The sequence below is a fragment of the Streptomyces chiangmaiensis genome (genome assembly GCF_036281785.1).
Lineage (GTDB): Bacteria > Actinomycetota > Actinomycetes > Streptomycetales > Streptomycetaceae > Streptomyces > Streptomyces chiangmaiensis.
Genome location: NZ_JAYWVC010000069.1, coordinates 18,493 through 36,163, shown reverse-complemented (window position 1 = coordinate 36,163; position 17,671 = coordinate 18,493). Strand labels below are relative to the sequence as shown.

Here is a 17,671-nt window from a genome sequence, read left to right as displayed (position 1 = left end):
GCAACACCGGCGGGAACGGCAACGCCGGCGGGAACGGCAACGGCGGTTCCGGCAACTCCGGTGGCAGCAGCACCGGCGGCGACCAGACCAGCCCCGACGGCAACAACACCGTCCCTCAGGACCAGGGCTCCTCGGCCCTGACCGACACCGGGTCGTCCACCCCGGCCAACACCGGGCCGCAGGGCAACGGCGAGCAGCTCGCCGAGACCGGTGCCGGCTCGACCACGTTCCTGCTGGTCGGTGCCGCCACGATGATCGCCGGCGGTATCGGCTTCCGCATGCTGCCGCGTCTCATGAACGGCCGCGGCGGGGCCGCCGCCTGATCGACGGGGCAGGGAGCTCGTCCGCAGGCGCGAGAAGCGCGTGAGAAGGGCCCGGGGCATCGTCCCCGGGCCCTTTCCGTCGTCCCTGAGTCCGTTCTGCGGCCTCCCGCCGTGCTACGCCGTCTGGTGCGCCAGCAGCGCCACCGCCGCGATCAGTACGGCGACGAGCACGATCAGTGCCGTAGGATTCAGCCCCGACCAGGGATTTTCCTGCTGGAGTCGCTCGCGGCTGGCGCGGCAGACGGGGCAGCGACCCTCACTGACGGGCGCCGCGCAGTTTGCGCACACCAATCGGTCGTACGTCATGCGCCTCGCCCTCCTTGTGCCGCTTTCACGTACACAACGTTTCCGGGTACGCAACCGTTCCCACTCCACTGTGCCAGGTTCCGTGAATTTCGGCGCGGGCCCCTGGAGGACTGGGCCTGGAAGCGCTCCCGTAGGAGCGCTTCCGTCCCTTTTGCGGACATGTGCGGTCCGTGATCGCTCACGCGATTTCCCGCACACCTTCAGCGGCGATTCCTCACGCCGGCGGCGGACAAAAGGTGCAACTCTCGTGCAACTCAGACTGGCGACTGCGCGGGTACACCTGCTTCGCGTATGGTCACGGTCACCTACCCCCAACGGCCCGTGGTGCATCCGTGATCCGATTCGACAATGTCTCCAAGGTCTACCCCAAGCAGAACCGCCCCGCCCTCCGGGATGTCTCCCTGGAGGTCGAGAGGGGCGAGTTCGTGTTCCTGGTGGGATCCTCCGGCTCCGGAAAGTCCACCTTCCTGCGGCTCATCCTCCGCGAGGAGCGGTGCAGCACCGGGCAGGTGCACGTGCTGGGCAAGGATCTCGCCCGCCTCTCCAACTGGAAGGTGCCCCAGATGCGCCGGCAGCTGGGGACGGTGTTCCAGGACTTCCGCCTCCTGCCGAACAAGACGGTCGCCGAGAACGTGGCCTTCGCCCAGGAGGTCATCGGCAAGTCACGCGGCGAGATCCGCAAGTCCGTGCCCCAGGTGCTCGACCTCGTCGGGCTCGGCGGCAAGGAGGACCGTATGCCCGGTGAGCTGTCGGGTGGTGAACAGCAGCGTGTCGCCATCGCAAGGGCCTTCGTCAACCGGCCCAAGCTGCTGATCGCCGACGAGCCCACCGGCAACCTCGACCCGCAGACCTCCGTCGGCATCATGAAACTGCTCGACCGGATCAACCGGACGGGCACGACCGTGGTGATGGCGACCCACGACCAGAACATCGTGGACCAGATGCGTAAGCGCGTCATCGAGCTGGAGAAGGGCCGCCTCGTCCGCGACCAGGTGCGCGGCGTCTACGGCTATCAGCACTGAGTTCCACGGAAAGGCTTGAGCAGACGCCATGCGCGCCCAGTTCGTTCTGTCGGAGATCGGTGTCGGTCTCCGCCGCAATCTGACGATGACCTTCGCGGTGATCGTCTCGGTCGCCCTCTCCCTCGCACTCTTCGGTGGCTCACTCCTGATGAGCGACCAGGTGAACCAGATGAAGGGCTACTGGTACGACAAGGTCAACGTCTCGATCTTCCTCTGCAACAAGAGTGACGCGGAGTCCGACCCCAACTGCTCCAAGGGCGCGGTCACCGACAAGCAGAAGGAGCAGATCGAGAATGACCTGAAAAAGATGACGTCCGTCGTCCAGAAGGTCACCCACGAGTCGCAGAACGAGGCATTCACGCATTACAAGCAGCAGTTCGGCGACTCTCCGCTGGCCAGCTCGCTCAGTTCGGACCAGATGCAGGAGTCGTACCGCATCAAGCTGAAGAACCCGGAGCAGTACCAGGTCATCGCGAGCGCCTTCAACGGCCGTGACGGCGTGCAGTCGGTGCAGGACCAGAAGGGCATCCTCGACAACCTCTTCGGGTTGCTCAACGGCATGAACTGGGCGGCACGGGCGGTCATGGCGATGATGCTGGTCGTCGCGTTGATGCTGATCGTCAACACGGTGCGCGTCTCCGCGTTCAGCCGTCGTCGTGAAACCGGCATCATGCGACTCGTCGGCGCCTCGGGCTTCTACATCCAGGCGCCGTTCATCATGGAGGCCGCGGTCGCCGGCCTCATCGGCGGCACGGTCGCCTGCGGATTCCTCCTGATCGCCCGGTACTTCATCATCGACCACGGCCTCGACCTGTCCCACAAGCTCAATCTGATCAACTTCATCGGCTGGGACGCGGTGTTGACCAAGCTGCCGCTGATACTCGCCACGAGCCTGTTGATGCCCGCGCTGGCCGCGTTCTTCGCGTTGCGCAAGTACCTGAAGGTGTGACGCATGCCAACGGGGCGGTACGGGCAACGGCCGGTACCGCCCCGTAGGTTGTCCTAGACTCACCCGCATGTCAGGCCGTGACCCGTTCTGTCAGCCCCGCCGCATCCGCCGCGGGGCGGCCCTGACGTTGGTCTTCACGAGCGTCCTCGTCGCGGGCGCCGCGACCGGCTCGTTCGACGAATCCGCCGGGAAGTCCGCCTCCGCCGGGCCCGAGGTCCTGGTCGGCCAGGACGAGACCGTGGCCGAGGCGGCGGCGAGGGCGATGGCCGACGGCGAGTCCCCCACGGAGGCCGCCGAGCGCGCCGTCAGCCGCAGCGGCGACCGATGGGGCGCCGTCTACTCCCAGGGCGAGTACCAGGAGTTCGAGGAGGCCCTCGACGGCCAGTACACCGGTGTCGGACTGTCCGCCCGGCGGGAACGGGACGGCAGGATCGAGGTGACCCGGGTGCGGCCCGGCTCACCCGCGGCCGTCGCCGGGATCCGCTCGGGCGACCGGCTGCGCAGCGTCGACGGCGAGGACGTCGACGGCCGGCCCGTGACGGAGGTCGTGTCGTTACTGCGCGGAGACGCCGAGGACGCGCCGGCCGGCACCCCGGTCCGGCTCGGCCTGCAGCGCGGCGCGCACCGCTGGAGCCAGGTGCTGCGCCGGGCCCGGCTGTCCACGGACTCGGTGTCCGTGCGCCGGCTCACCGACCGCGTCATCGTGATCAGGATCGCCGCTTTCACCAAGGGGTCGGGCGACCTCGTCCGCAGAACCGTCGCCGAGGCGCCCGAGGGCGCCGGGATCGTCCTCGATCTGCGCGGCAACTCCGGCGGCCTGGTCACCGAGGCCGTCACCGCCGCCTCGGCCTTCCTCGACGGCGGGCTCGTGGCGACGTACGACGTCAAGGGCGATCAGCGCGCCCTGCACGCCGACCCCGGCGGCGACACCACCAGACCTCTGGTCGCACTCGTCGACGGCGGCACGATGAGCGCGGCCGAACTGCTCACCGGTGCCCTTCAGGACCGCGGCCGGGCCGTCGTCGTGGGCACCCGCACCTTCGGCAAGGGCTCGGTCCAGATGCCGAGCCGCCTCCCCGGCGGCTCCGTCGCGGAGCTGACTGTGGGGCACTACCGCACCCCCTCCGGCCGCGGCGTCGACGGCCGCGGCATCACCCCCGACCTCGAGACCGACCACGAGGCGCTGGAGCGGGCCGAGACGGTGCTCAGCGGCCTGGGAGACGCTTCGTAGCGAACCCGGCGCTCTCGGTAATGCGCTTTCCCCGGTGCCCCTCCGTAGTGCGAAAATGGACGGCACTATGGCTAAGGAAAAAGGGCGCAAGCTGATCGCGCAGAACAAGAAGGCGCGGCACGACTACCACATCCTCGACACCTACGAGGCCGGTCTGGTCCTCATGGGCACCGAGGTGAAGTCGCTGCGCCAGGGACGGGCCTCGCTGGTGGACGGCTTCGTGCAGCTCGACGGACACGAGGCGTGGCTGTACAACGTGCATGTGCCGGAGTACAGCCAGGGCACCTGGACCAATCACACCGCCCGCCGCAAGCGGAAGCTGCTGCTGCACCGCACCGAGATCGACAAGCTGGAGTCCAAGTCGCAGGAGACGGGTCACACGATCGTGCCCCTGGCGCTGTACTTCAAGGACGGCCGCGCCAAGATCGAGATCGCGCTGGCGAAGGGCAAGAAGGAGTACGACAAGCGGCAGACGCTGCGTGAGAAGCAGGACCGTCGCGAGGCGGATCGTGCGGTGTCGGCGGCCCGGCGCCGGCAGCGGGCCTGAGCCGGGAATGACCGGGTCCCGGGGACTGTTGAACCCGATGCCACGGTCGGGTGACCGCCGGGAATACACTGGCATCGAGGTGCGCCGATCACGTACGATGGCGGCTGCACCGCACAGCCGGTGTGAGGATTGAAAAATCAACATGGGGATGATCGGTTTCGACAGCGGCTGTCGAAGCAGGGGAAGCGTGTCGAGGAAGCGGCCATGATCTCGTAAACCACAGGCCGAAAAAAATAATCGCCAACACCAAGCGCGATTCCTCCCAGCAGGCCTTCGCCCTCGCTGCCTGATAGGCAGCCAGAGCGAGCCTCCTAAACAGGGAGTGTCAGCCCGGGGCTGTTCCCGACCCGGATCCTGGCATCAGCTAGGGAACTAAACCTTGATCCCGGTCACGGGGTGAAGAGGGAAACCAAACAGTGACTGGGCCCGTCGGAGACTTGTCCGCGTGATCTCCGGGGCCGAGAAAAGCGAAGCGGACTGCACACGGAGAAGCCCTGGTTCCGCACCGTTGGACGCGGGTTCGATTCCCGCCATCTCCACTTACCCCATGTGGGCAAGGCCTCGCTGTTCTTGAGCAGCGGGGCCTTTGTCGTCGCGGAACGGATCCGGCACCCTCGCTGCGCACACACCGCGACGACGGCGGTGGGCGCGCCCTCCGGCTCGACCCGCCGTACGACAGCTCGGCGGGGTCTTCGCTACGACCGGCGGGGGGCGGCCGTGTGCCGCCCGCGGCGGGTGGCGACGGTATGACCGGTAGCGATCAGCAGGGCGAGGGCCGCCGCGATCGTCGGGACGACGAAGCCGGTGGCCGGGGTCAGATGCTCCGCCGCCCAGCCGCCGGTGGCGGAACCGCCGGCGACACCGCCCAGCAGGCCGGTGACCGCGAGGGTCATGCCCTCGTTCAACCGGCCCTCGGGGGTGAGCTGTTGGACCAGGGTCATCGCCGTGACCATGGTGGGGGCGGTGGCCATGCCGGCCAGGAGCAGGGCGGGAGCCAAGGCGGTGAGGGAGCCGGCGGTACGGGCCGCGAGCAGGGGCAGGCTCATCAGGCCCGTCATGGCGGCCAGGCACCAGGGGTAGCGGCGCTCGGCGGGACCGGCCGGCTTCACCGCGCCGTACAGCAGACCGGCGGCGAACGACCCCGCGGCCTGGAGGGCGAGGACGGCACCCGCGGCCGACCTGTGCCCCTGTGCGTCCGCGAACGCGATGGTGACGACCTCCATCGAACCGAAAACCGCGCCGGTGGCGAGAAGACCGAGCAGAAGTGGGGGCATGCCGGGGGCGCGGAGCGGTGCTGCCGCCCTGGTGCCGCGGCTCGGCGGCGGCTCCGTCGCCCGCTGGGCCGTGAAGATGAGCATGCCCGTCATCAGCAGGATCCCACCGGCCAGGGTGCCCGCCTCCGGGAACAGCGTCCCGCAGAGGAAGGCGGCGAGCACCGGGCCGAGCATGAAGCACAACTCGTCCGCGGCCTGTTCGAAGGAGTTCGCGGTGTGCAGGGCCTCGGGCTCGCTCCTGAAGAGATGGGCCCAGCGGGCACGGGACATGCCGCCGATATTGGGCGTGGTGGCCGTGGCGGTGTAGGCGGCGAAGAGGGTCCAGTCCGGGGCGTCGTAGTGCACGCACAGGAGCAGGGCCAGCCCGCCGAGCAGGGCGAACCCCGTCGCGGGTACGGCGATCCGCGCCTGGCCGTGGCGGTCGACGAGGCGCGCGACCCAGGGCGCGACGACGGCCGTGGCCAGCAGGCCGGTGGCGGTGACGGCACCGGCGAGCGCGTACGAGCCCCGCGAGCCGGCGATCATGATGACCGCGCTCACACTGAACATGCCCATGGGAAGCCGGGCCACGAGGTTTCCGATCGTGAACGCGAGCGTGCCGGGGAGGGCGAAGAGACGGCGGTACGGGTTCCCGGAGGGGTCTGCTGCGGAGGCGGCTTGCGGCATGGATCAACCGTCGCCCACACCCTGACCTGCGGTCCAACACCGAATTCCGTGGCGATTGACACACCTGGGTTGTAGGTTTCCCGGATGCCCTCCGCCGGCGTCGACCCCCGCCTCCTGCGCGCCTTCCTGGCTGTCGCGGAGGACCTCCACTTCACCCGCGCCGCGAGCCGCCTCTACGTGGCCCAGCAGGCGCTCAGCCGCGACATCCGCCGGCTGGAACGGGAGCTGGGCGCCGAGCTGTTCGTCCGTACGACCCGCCAGGTGGCATTGACGTCAGACGGCGCGCGCCTGCTGCCGTACGCGCGCCGTGTCCTGGAGGCGGAGAGCGCGCTGCTCGCCGCGTTCGGGCGGAACGGGGAGCCCGAGCGGCCCCTGCTGGTGGACGTCAACAGCCCCGGCCTGATCGGTTGCCGGGTCCTGGACCGTGCGCGTGATCTCGTACCGGACATCGACCTCATGGCACGCTACGAAAGCGGGCTGACCGGGGCCGCGGCGGAGATCCTCGCGGGGCGGCTGGACGCGTCGTTCGGGCGGTTCGCGGGGCTGGACCCGGCGGTCCGGGCGCGGTTGGACCAGCAGCCGGTGCGCTACGAGCCGATGGCGATCGTCCTGCCCGAGGACCATCGCCTTGCGCCCCTCGCCGAGGTGCCGCTGTCCGAACTGGCCGGTGAGACGGTGTACGCGGGCGCCGGCAACCCCCGGACACCGGAGTGGACCGACCTCGCGCACCGCCTCTTCCAGAACCGGGGCATACGGATGGCGTCTCCGGCGCCGCTCGCCGTGGGCGCGGAGGAATTCCAGCGGATCATGGCCAAGAAGGGGGACCCCATCCTGGCCGTGGTGGATTTCCCGTCCATGCCTCGCATGGTCCTGCGGCCGCTGGTCGACCCGGTGCCCTTGTCCCCCGTGTCGCTGGTGTGGCGAAAGGGGGCGGTCCATCCCGGAATCGATGCGCTTCGACGGGCGGCGGTCGAACTGGGCGAGGAGGACCGGTGGCTGAGCCCGGCGGAAGGGGCATGGCTTCCGGCCGCGGACGCGCTCGTGATGGGCGCGGCCTGAGTCCGCGGTCGGGGCAGGGACCGTCCGGTCGGCAGGGCCGGTACCGGCCCCGCCCTCGCCGTCTGGACGGCTCCCTCTCGGGGCCGTCCTCCGGTTCCGGGGCGGCGGCTCCCCTCACCGCGGCCCTCACCGCCACGTGAGAGCAACGTTCCCTTCCGGTCACTCGCAGCCACAGGGCGGAAACGCGTCCTTCCTACCTTCGGGACTCATCAGCGCACGACACCAGGGCACCGGAGAACCGTGGAGGCGCCATGACGGCCCCGAGCACAGCTGCCGCACCGACCGGGGGAGGACGCTGGATCGACCACTGGGATCCGGAGGACGAGACCTTCTGGAACGAGACCGGGGAGAAGATCGCCCGGCGCAATCTCCTTCTGTCCGTCCTCTCCGAGCACATCGGGTTCTCGATCTGGACCCTGTGGTCGGTGCTCGTGCTCTTCATGGGCCCCGAGTACGGGCTGACCCCCGCCGACAAATTCCTGCTCACCTCGATGGTCACGCTCGTCGGGGCCGTCGTCCGCGTGCCCTACACCTTCGCGGTGGCCGTCTTCGGCGGGCGGAACTGGACGGTCGTCTCCGCCGGTCTGCTGCTGATCCCGGCGACAGCCGCGTTCGTCGTCATGGAGCCGGGCACACCCTTCTCCACCTTCCTGTGGGTCGGACTGCTCGCCGGGATCGGCGGCGGCAACTTCGCCTCCTCCATGACCAACATCAACACCTTCTTCCCGCTGCGGAGGAAGGGATGGGCCCTCGGGCTCAACGCCGGCGGCGGCAACATCGGCGTGCCGGTGATCCAACTCGTCGCGCTTGCGATCATCGGTGCGAGCGGCGGGCCCCGGGTGCTGCTCGGGATCTACATCCCACTCATCGTCGTGGCCGCCGTACTCGCCCTCTTCATGGACAACATCGCGTCCGTGAAGAACGACACCGGCGCCGCCCTGGAGGCAGCGAAGGACGTCCACACCTGGATCATGTCCTTCCTGTACATCGGCACCTTCGGATCCTTCATCGGCTACAGCTTCGCCTTCGGGCAGGTGCTCCAGAACCAGTTCGGACGGACCCCGCTCCAGGCGGCCTACCTCACCTTCATCGGCCCGCTCCTCGGTTCCCTCGTCCGTCCCCTGGGCGGACGGCTCGCGGACCGGTACGGCGGCGCGAAGATCACCCTCTGGAACTTCGTCGCCATGGCCGCCGCCACCGCGGTACTGGTCGTGGCCGGCATCCAGAGGTCGCTGCCGCTGTTCGTCGCCGTCTTCGTGGTGCTGTTCGTGCTCAGCGGGCTCGGCAACGGGTCGACGTACAAGATGATCCCGGGGATCTTCCGGGCCAAGGCCGTCGCCCGGGGGCTCACGGGGGAAGCGGCCGACGCGTACGGCCGCCGGATGTCCGGTGCCGCCATGGGGCTGATCGGGGCGGTGGGCGCGCTCGGCGGGGTGGGCATCAACCTCGCCTTCCGCCAGTCCTTCCTCTCCTACGGCTCCGGCACGGGCGCGTTCCTCGCCTTCCTCGCCTTCTACGCCGCGGCGTTCACGGTCACCTGGGCCGTATACCTTCGCCGCCCGGCCGCCGAGGCCCGGGCCACAGCCGTCTCGGACGCGAAGCCGCAGCTCAGCTATGCCGAGGTGTGACGTAACACCGGCGACATGAACCCGAACCGAGCCTGTCACGCACCGTTGACAGGCTCGGTCGGCATCCAGGGACGCCAACCCCGGGACGGCAAACAGGCACGACGACTCGAGTGCGGGACGAGAGCCATGGACGACAACCAGCATCGAACCGAACACGGCCCGCTCGCGGGGTTCACCGTGGGCGTGACGGCCGCACGGCGGGCCGACGAGCTGGGTGCTCTGCTCCAGCGGCGCGGCGCGGCCGTGCTGCACGCCCCCGCCCTGCGCATCGTGCCGCTCGCCGACGACGGCGAACTGCTCGCCGCCACCGAGGACTTGATCGACCGTGCGCCGGACGTTGTGGTCGCCACCACCGCGATCGGCTTCCGCGGCTGGGTCGAGGCCGCCGACGGCTGGGGACTCGGACAGGACCTGCTGGCCCGGCTGAGCAAGGTGGAACTGCTGGCCCGTGGGCCCAAGGTCAAGGGCGCCGTACGGGCCGCCGGGCTGACCGAGGAGTGGTCGCCCACCTCCGAGTCCATGGCCGAGGTCCTCGACCGGCTGCTGACCGAGGGCGTCGAAGGCCGTCGCATCGCCGTCCAGCTGCACGGCGAGCCGCTGCCCGGCTTCGTGGAGGCGCTGCGAGAGGGAGGCGCCGAGGTCGTCGGGGTGCCCGTGTACCGATGGATGCCGCCGGAGGACATCGCGCCCCTCGACCGGCTCCTCGACGCGACCATCGGCAGGAGCCTCGACGCCCTCACCTTCACCAGTGCGCCCGCCGCCGCGTCCCTGCTGTCCCGCGCCGAGGAGCGCGGGCTGCTGACCGAGACGCTCGGCGCCCTTCACCACCACGTGCTGCCCGCCTGCGTCGGACCCGTCACCGCGCTGCCGCTCCAGGCCCGGGGCCTCGACACGGTCCAGCCCGAACGCTTCCGGCTCGGCCCGCTCGTCCAGCTGCTGTGCCAGGAACTGCCCGGCCGGGCCCGTACGTTGCCGATCGCCGGCCACCGGGTGGAGATCCGTGGTCATGCCGTGGTGGTGGACGGGGTGCTGCGGCCGGTGCCGCCCGCCGGTATGTCCCTGCTGCGCGCCCTGTGCCGGCGGCCGGGCTGGGTGGTCTCCCGGGCCGAGCTGCTGCGCGCGCTGCCGGGCGCCGGTCGGGACGAGCATGCCGTGGAGACGGCGATGGCCCGGCTGCGTACGGCTCTGGGGGCGCCCAAGCTGATCCAGACCGTGGTCAAGCGCGGCTACCGGCTCGCGCTCGACCCGGCGGCGGAGTCCACCTACGCCGACGCGTGAGTCGCCCGGCCGCGCAGGTGCGCCGGGGCGCGCGACCGCGCGAGCGGGAGCCCCGCGGTGGAGGGGGGCGACGGGGCCTTCCCGGGGCGGGTGAGGGCGGGCACTGTAGTGCGTACGGGGGTACAACCTCCGGTACGGATCTCCCGGCAGCACCCTCGCGCGGACATGTCCGCTCGGTGGACCTCACCGGCCGCTCATGGCGGCGACTCAAGGCGGTGACAGGCACATGGCAACGGACACGGCCACGGCCTCCTATGAGCTGCGATTCGACTCCGGGCGGACCTGCCTGGACCTGCTGGCGACGACCCATCCCGAGGAACGGCTCGACTCGGTGGAGCGGTTGCGGGCGTGGATCGCCGGGACGGGGCTCGTGCCGGTGGGCACGCCGCTGGCCGAGGTGGACGCGGGGTGGCTGTCGGCCTTCCGCGAACTGAGGTTTCATGTCGGGGAGTTGGTGCGCGGGGAGCTGGCGGGGAAGCCGGCCGACGGGGCGCTGGCGTGGGTCAACGCAGTGGCCCGGGGAGCGCCGCCGGCACCGTGCGCGGTCCGGTCGGAGGACGGCGCTCTGGTACGGCGACTGCGTGCGCTGCCGCGTCGCGAGGAACTGCTGGCCGCGGTGGCCCGCGAGACGCTCGAACTGCTGACGGACCCCGAGGCGAGGGCGCGGCTGCGGCAGTGCGAGGGCGACAGCTGCCCCATCGTGTACTTGGACACCTCCCGGGGCCGACGTCGCCGCTGGTGCTCGAGCGAGGTGTGCGGCAACCGGGAGCGCGTGGCGCGCCACCGCCGCCGGGCCGCCCTCGCCCGCGCCTGACCCTCCTGGGGCCGGGCCGAGTCCCGCCGGCCGCGTCGGGTACGCGCCGGGCGGTCGACCGCGTGAGGAATGCCGAGCGGTCGCCCGCGTCAGTGAGTGTGGCCGAGGCCGAGGGATACGGAAAGGAATCGAATCGTCGCCGAAAGTAGATGACCGGCCATAAAAGAGGGGCTTTCGCGGAACTCGCAGGAATCGGGCGAGTCATGGCGAACAGCGGCCGAACCGAACCCGGCACCAAGGCTTCGACAATTTCTCCATCGAAGTCAAGGCAAATTTTCACAGAATGATCAAGCGTGGCGCGAGAGTGAAGCCCTCGGTCACTGTGACCTGGGTCTCTTGAGCGGGGCGGCCGTATGTCCCCTTGGGGGAGAAATGACTGCCCAGGAGCGTGGCCTCCCGCCCCTCGTCCCGGAAAATTCTGGTGTCACTTTGAACACGGCGGCGACCGCTCCCGTATCCCGAAGCGAGCGACCGACTGGGGGAACCCCCGGACACCGGAGGTAGGCGTGCGCAAGGATTCCGCCGTGGCTGATGAACGAAGGCCAAGGGCCCGGCATCGCATGACCTCGTCCTCGGCGTCCTCCTCGGCGGAGCCCGACGAGGAGCTGATGCGTGCCCTGTACAGAGAACACGCGGGACCCCTGCTCGCCTATGTGCTGCGCCTGGTCGCCGGCGACCGGCAGCGCGCCGAGGACGTCGTGCAGGAGACGCTCATCCGTGCCTGGAAGAACGCCGGTCAGCTCAATCGAGCGACCGGTTCGGTACGCCCCTGGCTGGTGACGGTCGCCCGGCGCATCGTCATCGACGGCCACCGCAGCCGGCAGGCCCGGCCGCAGGAGGTGGACCCGTCGCCGCTGGAGGTCATCCCCGCGGAGGACGAGATCGACAAGGCGTTGTGGCTGATGACACTGTCGGACGCGCTGGACGACCTGACCCCGGCTCACAGAGAGGTCCTGGTCGAAACGTACTTCAAAGGGCGTACGGTCAATGAGGCGGCCGAAACGCTCGGGATCCCCAGCGGAACGGTGCGCTCCAGGGTGTTCTACGCCCTGCGGTCCATGAAGCTGGCACTGGAGGAGCGGGGGGTGACGGCATGAGCAATGTGTACGGGGGGTTCGGCACCGGCGGCCCGGGGGCCGTGCGTGGTCCACAAGGCCCCCAGGGACAGGGTGACATCCACGAGACCGTCGGCGCCTACGCCCTCGGGATCCTGGACGACGCCGAGGCGACGGCCTTCGAGGCCCACCTCGCCACCTGCGACTGGTGTGCCCAGCAACTGGACGACCTCGCGGGCATGGAGCCGATGCTGGCCGCCCTCGCGGATCTGCCCGGCAGCCAGGCTTCCCCGGCCATCGGCGAGTCCCTGTCCGCCCAACCCAGCCCACGGCTGGTCGAGCGGTTGATCGACGACGTGTCCGAGCGGCGCGCCCAGAAGCGCCGTCGCGGTTTCTACCTCGTCGCGGCCGCGGCCGCCCTGATCATCGGTGGTCCGCTCACCGTGATGGCGGTGAACGGCGGCAGCGACCACGGCGCCACCGACGCGATGGCCATGGGCCCCGCCCAGCAGGCCTTCCAGGTCATGACCGACAAGCACGCGGGGACCGACCCGAGCACCAAGGTCAACGCCGTGGTCGCGATGGAGTCCAGGGACTGGGGCACGCACGCGGTGCTCCAGCTGAAGAACGTCACGGGTCCGCTCAAGTGCTCGCTGATCGCCGTCGGCAAGAACGGCGAGCGCGAGACGGTCACCTCGTGGTCCGTCCCGAAGTGGGGCTACGGCATCACGAACGCCAAGACCGATGAGGCCAAGAAGCCCCTCTACGTCCACGGCGGCGCCGCCTTCACGCCGAACGAGATCGACCACTTCGAGGTCATGACGTTCGACGGGAAAAAACTGGTGGAGGTGGACGCGTAGGCGTTCGCACACCTGCCTGAGCAACCCCGCGGCGTACGAACGAGGGACGCCGCGGCCCGACGCGTGCAGGGGTCCGGAGCAGGCCGTAGCCTCTTCGGGCCCCCTTCGCGTACGGTGGACGGCTGCCCAGCACGTCAGAAGGGGGCCCGGTGGCCGCTCAGGTTCAACAGGAAACCGCGCTCGGCCCGGTCGGCAAGTCCGCACATGACTCGCTCCGCGACCGGGAGATCAGCATCGAACAGGAACACCTGGACCAGGTGTACCGACGCCTGGAAGAGAAGATCCACGAGGCGGAGTTCCTGATGCACGACGCCGCCCAGCGTGGCCACGTCGGCACGCCAGGAGCCCTCGCCGAGCGGGACGCGCAGGTCTTCCGGGCGGGCATACACCTGAACCGGCTCAACAACGAGTTCGAGGACTTCCTCTTCGGCCGCATCGATCTGCTGCGCGGCAAGGACGGCAAGAAGGGTCCCGACGGCGCGTACACGGCGGTCGAGCCCGCCGAGGGCGCGGTGCACCCCGACAACACCGCCGACATCGCCGAGACCCTGCACATCGGCCGCATCGGCGTCCTCGACGAGGAGTACGCCCCCCTCGTCATCGACTGGCGCGCGCCGGCGGCGGCCCCCTTCTACCGCTCCACCCCGGTCGACCCCGGGCGCGTCGTCCGGCGCCGGGTCATCCGCTCCAAGGGGCGCCAGGTGCTCGGCGTCGAGGACGACCTGATGCGCCCGGAGCTGAAGGCGACCCTCGACGGCCGCGAGCTGCCCGTGATCGGCGACGGGGCCCTGATGGCGGCCCTCGGCCAGGCCCGGACCCACACCATGCGGGACATCGTGGCGTCGATCCAGGCGGAGCAGGACCTGGTGATCCGTGCCCCCGCCGCCTCCGTGACATACGTCGAGGGCGGTCCCGGCACCGGCAAGACGGCCGTAGCCCTGCACCGGGCCGCCTACCTCCTCTACCAGGACCGGCGCAGATACGCGGGCGGCATCCTGATCGTCTCGCCCACGCCCCTGCTGGTCGCGTACACCGAGGGAGTGCTGCCCTCGCTGGGCGAGGAGGGCCAGGTCGCCATCCGCGCGATCGGCTCACTCATCGACGGTGCCGTGGCCACGCTGTACGACTCCCCGTCCGTGGCCCGTGCCAAGGGCTCCCACCGCATGCTCAAGGTGCTGCGGAAGGCCGCCCGCGGCGCCCTGGAGAGGAACGAGGCGCCCACCCGGTTGCGGGTCGTCGTCTTCGGCCGCCGCCTCGAACTCGAGGCGGCGGAACTGGAGCGCATCCGGCACAGCGCCCTGAGCGGCACCGCCCCGGTGAACCTGCTGCGCCCGCGCGCCCGCAAGCTGCTGCTCGACGCCCTGTGGGCGCGCTCCGGCGGGGCGAACCGGCACACCGACCCCGAGCTGGCCGCCGAGCTGCGCTCCTCCTTCGACGAGGACGTCGCCTCGGAAGACTCCTTCCTCGACTTCCTGGCCGCCTGGTGGCCGGAGCTGACCCCGCAGGCCGTGCTGGACACGATGGCCGACGAGCGGCGGCTCGGCCGCTGGGGGCGGCGCATCCTCAGCCCCGGCGAGGTGCGCAGGGTGGCGCGCTCCCTGAAGCGGGACGGGCTGTCCGTGCACGACGTGGCGATGCTGGACGAGCTCCAGGCCGTCCTCGGCCAGCCGGCCCGCCCGAAGAAGAAGCGCGAGCTGGACCCGCTGGACCAGCTCACCGGGCTCGAGGAGCTGATGCCCGTGCGCGGGGAGTCCCAGCGCGAGCGCGCCGAGCGGCTGGCGGCGGAGCGGACCGAGTACACGCACGTGATCGTCGACGAGGCCCAGGACCTCACGCCGATGCAGTGGCGGATGGTCGGGCGGCGCGGCCGGCACGCCACCTGGACGGTGGTCGGCGACCCGGCGCAGTCGTCCTGGTCCGACCCCGACGAGGCGGCCGAGGCGCGCGAGGAGGCCCTGGGCACCCGCCCACGCCGCCGTTTCACCCTCACGGTCAACTACCGCAACCCGGCGGAGATCGCCGAACTGGCCGCGAAGGTGCTCGCGCTCGCGATGCCCGGCTCCGAGGCCCCCTCGGCCGTCCGGTCCACGGGTGTCGAGCCGCGCTTCGCGGCCGTGCACGGGGCGCTGGGCCGGACCGTCCGCGCGGAGGCCGCCCGGCTGCTCGGCCTCGTCGACGGCACGGTCGGCGTCGTCGTCGCCATGAACCGGCGCGAGGAGGCGACCCGCTGGCTCGAGGGGCTCGGCGACCGGGTGGTGGCACTCGGCAGCCTGGAGGCCAAGGGGCTGGAGTACGACGCCACGGTCGTCGTCTCGCCCGCGGAGATCGCCGACGAGAGCCCTGCCGGTCTGCGCGTGCTGTACGTGGCGCTCACCCGGGCGACGCAACAGCTGACAGTGGTCTCGGGCGAGCGGGACGAGCCGGACGCGGCCGGGGTCCCGGACCTGCTGCGGGACTGATCCGGGACGGCTTTGGGGGTCCGGCGGAAATGAACTCCCGGTGCGGGAATGGCCTTACGGGATCCGTTTGTTAGCCTGGGTGTGACACCGGCTCGATCCAAGCCCCCGGGCCCAACCTTTGTCGCTGCGAGCGACCACTTGCCGCGAGGCGAGCATGGCGGGTCGGTGTCATGAACGTCGCAGGGGTCCGCGTCACTCGATGGCGCGGACCTCTGTCGTTGCGGTGACACAGGTCTCTTTGGCCGTACAGGCACCCTCTCGTATGGTCAAAGGTGCTTTCCGAACGTACTCCGGCTGCGTCGAACTCAACGATCACAGTCCGGGGCGGCTACCACGTACTCCTCAGTAGGTGCGACGATCGGACGGCACATTCGTGACAGGGTGAAAGCAGAGGAAGTCGGCCATGGCAACGGCGCCCAGCGTCTCCTACTCGATGACGGTCCGGCTGGAGGTGCCCGCGAGCGGAACCGCGGTCTCCCAGCTCACCACGGCCGTGGAGTCCTCCGGAGGCTCGGTGACCGGCCTCGACGTCACCGCGTCCGGCCACGAGAAGCTCCGCATAGACGTCACCATCGCCGCCACCTCGACCTCCCACGCCGAGGAGATCGTCGAGAAGCTGCGCGGCATCGAGGGCGTGACCCTGGGCAAGGTCTCGGACCGTACCTTCCTCATGCACCTCGGCGGCAAGATCGAGATGGCGTCGAAGCACCCCATCCGCAACCGTGACGACCTCTCCATGATCTACACCCCGGGCGTGGCCCGCGTGTGCATGGCGATCGCGGAGAACCCGGAGGACGCCCGCCGTCTCACCATCAAGCGCAACTCCGTTGCGGTCGTGACGGACGGATCGGCCGTGCTGGGTCTCGGCAACATCGGCCCGAAGGCCGCGCTGCCCGTGATGGAGGGCAAGGCGGCCCTGTTCAAGCGGTTCGCCGGCATCGACGCCTGGCCGCTCTGCCTGGACACCCAGGACACCGACGCGATCGTCGAGATTGTCAAGGCGATCGCCCCCGGCTTCGCCGGCATCAACCTCGAGGACATCTCCGCGCCCCGCTGCTTCGAGATCGAGGCACGCCTGCGCGAGGCTCTCGACATCCCCGTCTTCCACGACGACCAGCACGGCACCGCGATCGTCGTGCTCGCGGCCCTCACCAACGCACTTCGCGTGGTGGGCAAGGCGATCGAGAGCGTGCGGGTCGTCATGTCCGGCGCCGGCGCGGCCGGTACGGCGATCCTCAAGCTGCTGCTCGCGGCGGGCGTGAAGAACGCCGTCGTCGCCGACATCCACGGCGTCGTGCACGCCGGCCGCGAGGACCTGGTGGCCGCCGCGCCGGACTCGCCGCTGCGCTGGATCGCCGACAACACCAACCCCGAGGCCCTGACCGGCACGCTCAAGGAGGCCGTGCACGACGCCGACGTCTTCATCGGCGTCTCCGCCCCGAACGTCCTCGACGGCGAGGACGTCGCCGGCATGGCCGAGGGCGCGATCGTGTTCGCGCTCGCGAATCCGGACCCCGAGGTCGATCCCGCAATCGCTCGTCAGACGGCGGCCGTTGTGGCCACGGGCCGCTCCGACTTCCCGAACCAGATCAACAATGTCCTGGTGTTCCCGGGCGTTTTCCGCGGTCTGCTGGACGCGCAGTCCCGTACGGTCAACACGGACATGATGCTGGCTGCCGCGACCGCCCTCGCGGACGTGGTGACCGAGGACGAGCTGAACCCGAACTACATCATCCCGAGCGTCTTCAACGAGAAGGTCGCGGGCGCGGTCGCGGGCGCCGTGCGGGAAGCCGCGAAGGCGGCGGCGCCGTCGGGCGAGTAGCGCGGCCGTGCCGCAGCTGTGACCATGGCCACGGTGGGCGTGGATCCGGCGCGTCGTGGAACCCGGGAGCCCTGGCCGCCCTCTATGGTGGCGGCCAGGCTCATGGGCCCCAAGGGCCTGCGGTCCGTTGCCGGGAGGGGGCGGAGCGTCACCACAGCGAGGCCGTGGCGCTTTCGTGTGACTCCCAAGGGTGTTCTCGTGGCTCCTACGGGTGCCGGATTGGCTTTCCCGCCGCAGGTGGGGGCAGGATGCGTCTTCGGGCGCGAGGGTCTGACGACGGACCCGGGTCCGGGGACCCACCGAGGACCCTGGCAGCATCGGCTTCGCCGTGCCCATCATGCGGCTCCGCCGCGTGGCACGCCTCAACGGCAAGAAGAA

General features: G+C 70.2%; 14 protein-coding genes, 1 other RNA gene and 1 pseudogene. 14 read left to right on the top strand and 2 right to left on the bottom strand.

The genetic code is table 11. The features are described from left to right. Positions 1-323: pseudogene (locus VXC91_RS20795) on the top strand (hypothetical protein); the annotation flags it as partial. A gap of 114 nt (positions 324-437) precedes the next feature. Here VXC91_RS20795 and VXC91_RS20790 read toward each other — a convergent pair. Next, positions 438-629, bottom strand: coding sequence for a hypothetical protein (locus tag VXC91_RS20790; RefSeq protein WP_329508797.1), 192 nt, complete (start codon positions 627-629; stop codon positions 438-440). A 332-nt stretch (positions 630-961) separates the two neighbouring features. On the opposite strand from VXC91_RS20790, the gene ftsE reads away from it, so the two are divergent. The 5 genes from ftsE to ssrA all read left to right on the top strand — a co-directional run bounded on the left by ftsE (position 962) and on the right by ssrA (position 4,920). Further along, on the top strand, positions 962-1,651 hold the full coding sequence (gene ftsE, locus VXC91_RS20785) for a cell division ATP-binding protein FtsE (protein WP_329508796.1): 690 nt from the start codon (positions 962-964) through the stop codon (positions 1,649-1,651). Positions 1,652-1,679: 28 nt separating this feature from the next. Continuing rightward, positions 1,680-2,600, top strand: coding sequence for a permease-like cell division protein FtsX (gene ftsX, locus VXC91_RS20780; RefSeq protein WP_329508795.1), 921 nt, complete (start codon positions 1,680-1,682; stop codon positions 2,598-2,600). 67 nt (positions 2,601-2,667) lie between these two features. Further along, complete coding sequence (locus tag VXC91_RS20775; protein WP_329508794.1) at positions 2,668-3,831, top strand: S41 family peptidase; 1,164 nt, start codon at positions 2,668-2,670, stop codon at positions 3,829-3,831. Positions 3,832-3,898: 67 nt separating this feature from the next. Further along, positions 3,899-4,378: an SsrA-binding protein SmpB gene (gene smpB, locus VXC91_RS20770; RefSeq protein WP_329508793.1), complete on the top strand. Its 480-nt coding sequence runs from the start codon at positions 3,899-3,901 to the stop codon at positions 4,376-4,378. Between the two features lie 144 nt (positions 4,379-4,522). Then, positions 4,523-4,920, top strand: a transfer-messenger RNA (tmRNA) gene (ssrA, locus tag VXC91_RS20765). Between the two features lie 153 nt (positions 4,921-5,073). On the opposite strand, the gene VXC91_RS20760 is transcribed toward ssrA, so the two are convergent. Continuing rightward, positions 5,074-6,318, bottom strand: a complete 1,245-nt coding sequence (locus VXC91_RS20760; RefSeq protein WP_329508792.1) for an MFS transporter — start codon at positions 6,316-6,318, stop codon at positions 5,074-5,076. 84 nt (positions 6,319-6,402) lie between these two features. Between VXC91_RS20760 and VXC91_RS20755 the strand changes: the two genes are divergently transcribed. The 8 genes from VXC91_RS20755 (at position 6,403) to VXC91_RS20720 (ending at position 17,293) form a co-directional block, all read left to right on the top strand. After that, the gene (locus VXC91_RS20755) at positions 6,403-7,377 is read left to right on the top strand and encodes a LysR family transcriptional regulator (RefSeq protein WP_329508791.1); all 975 of its coding nucleotides are present in this window, start codon (positions 6,403-6,405) and stop codon (positions 7,375-7,377) included. 251 nt (positions 7,378-7,628) lie between these two features. Then, complete coding sequence (locus tag VXC91_RS20750) at positions 7,629-9,005, top strand: nitrate/nitrite transporter (RefSeq protein ID WP_329508790.1); 1,377 nt, start codon at positions 7,629-7,631, stop codon at positions 9,003-9,005. Positions 9,006-9,131: 126 nt separating this feature from the next. After that, complete coding sequence (locus VXC91_RS20745; RefSeq protein ID WP_329508788.1) at positions 9,132-10,283, top strand: uroporphyrinogen-III synthase; 1,152 nt, start codon at positions 9,132-9,134, stop codon at positions 10,281-10,283. Positions 10,284-10,509: 226 nt separating this feature from the next. After that, a complete protein-coding gene (locus VXC91_RS20740; protein WP_329508787.1) occupies positions 10,510-11,097 on the top strand; it encodes a CGNR zinc finger domain-containing protein in 588 nt (195 codons plus the stop codon). Between the two features lie 560 nt (positions 11,098-11,657). Continuing rightward, a complete protein-coding gene (locus tag VXC91_RS20735) occupies positions 11,658-12,194 on the top strand; it encodes a sigma-70 family RNA polymerase sigma factor (protein ID WP_329508800.1) in 537 nt (178 codons plus the stop codon). After that, entirely contained in the window at positions 12,191-13,012 is an 822-nt protein-coding gene (locus tag VXC91_RS20730; RefSeq protein ID WP_329508786.1) for an anti-sigma factor family protein, read from the top strand. Before VXC91_RS20735 ends, VXC91_RS20730 begins: the two co-directional genes overlap by 4 nt. A gap of 149 nt (positions 13,013-13,161) precedes the next feature. Continuing rightward, on the top strand, positions 13,162-15,471 hold the full coding sequence (locus VXC91_RS20725) for a HelD family protein (RefSeq protein WP_329508785.1): 2,310 nt from the start codon (positions 13,162-13,164) through the stop codon (positions 15,469-15,471). Positions 15,472-15,874: 403 nt separating this feature from the next. Then, positions 15,875-17,293: an NAD-dependent malic enzyme gene (locus VXC91_RS20720; RefSeq protein WP_329508784.1), complete on the top strand. Its 1,419-nt coding sequence runs from the start codon at positions 15,875-15,877 to the stop codon at positions 17,291-17,293. The last annotated feature ends 378 nt before the right edge of the window (positions 17,294-17,671 follow it).

Coding starts and splice junctions, on each gene's coding strand:
- VXC91_RS20720 (WP_329508784.1), top strand. CDS start 15,875: ATGGCAACGGCGCCCAGCGTCTCCTACTCGATGACGGTCCGGCTGGAG.
- VXC91_RS20735 (WP_329508800.1), top strand. CDS start 11,658: ATGACCTCGTCCTCGGCGTCCTCCTCGGCGGAGCCCGACGAGGAGCTG.
- smpB (WP_329508793.1), top strand. CDS start 3,899: ATGGCTAAGGAAAAAGGGCGCAAGCTGATCGCGCAGAACAAGAAGGCG.
- VXC91_RS20750 (WP_329508790.1), top strand. CDS start 7,629: ATGACGGCCCCGAGCACAGCTGCCGCACCGACCGGGGGAGGACGCTGG.
- ftsX (WP_329508795.1), top strand. CDS start 1,680: ATGCGCGCCCAGTTCGTTCTGTCGGAGATCGGTGTCGGTCTCCGCCGC.
- VXC91_RS20760 (WP_329508792.1), bottom strand. CDS start 6,318: ATGCCGCAAGCCGCCTCCGCAGCAGACCCCTCCGGGAACCCGTACCGC.
- VXC91_RS20740 (WP_329508787.1), top strand. CDS start 10,510: ATGGCAACGGACACGGCCACGGCCTCCTATGAGCTGCGATTCGACTCC.
- VXC91_RS20790 (WP_329508797.1), bottom strand. CDS start 629: ATGACGTACGACCGATTGGTGTGCGCAAACTGCGCGGCGCCCGTCAGT.
- VXC91_RS20730 (WP_329508786.1), top strand. CDS start 12,191: ATGAGCAATGTGTACGGGGGGTTCGGCACCGGCGGCCCGGGGGCCGTG.
- VXC91_RS20745 (WP_329508788.1), top strand. CDS start 9,132: ATGGACGACAACCAGCATCGAACCGAACACGGCCCGCTCGCGGGGTTC.
- VXC91_RS20755 (WP_329508791.1), top strand. CDS start 6,403: ATGCCCTCCGCCGGCGTCGACCCCCGCCTCCTGCGCGCCTTCCTGGCT.
- VXC91_RS20775 (WP_329508794.1), top strand. CDS start 2,668: ATGTCAGGCCGTGACCCGTTCTGTCAGCCCCGCCGCATCCGCCGCGGG.